We start from the raw sequence: 358 nt of genomic DNA, 5'->3' as shown, positions 1-358 counted from the left end.
CGCTTTGTCGCGGAGTCCCCAGCGGCGGCAAGGAGAGCTTGCGCCTGTTCGCGGGCATGGCCGAAGGGGTCCGCGAGGATGTTCAGGCCGTGGGCGACGAGCGCTCCTTCGTGAAGCAGCATGAGTGTCCGGCCCAGATGGTCGCCCCCGTCCGGGGTGATGTCCCCGGCGAGGTCGGTGAAGAGGGCGAGCATCCACTGCTTTTGCCCGGTGATGATCGCGTAGGCCGGATGGGACGGATCGCTGATCTCGGCGTGGGCGTTGACCATGCTGCACCCCTTGGGGCTGTTCTGCGCCGACCACGCGTGTGAGGCATCGAAGACGGCCATGACGCGCGCTGCCGACGTCGGCTGTGCGG

At 68.2% G+C, this 358-nt stretch carries 1 pseudogene; it reads right to left on the bottom strand.

Annotated features, from left to right (window positions below):
* Positions 1-358 (bottom strand): annotated as a pseudogene (locus tag TN53_RS43100) (TetR family transcriptional regulator); the annotation flags it as partial.

This window comes from Streptomyces sp. WM6386 (genome assembly GCF_000972385.1).
Classification (GTDB): domain Bacteria; phylum Actinomycetota; class Actinomycetes; order Streptomycetales; family Streptomycetaceae; genus Streptomyces.
Note: the sequence above shows the minus strand (reverse complement) of the source record. Positions and strands in the feature narration are given on the sequence as shown.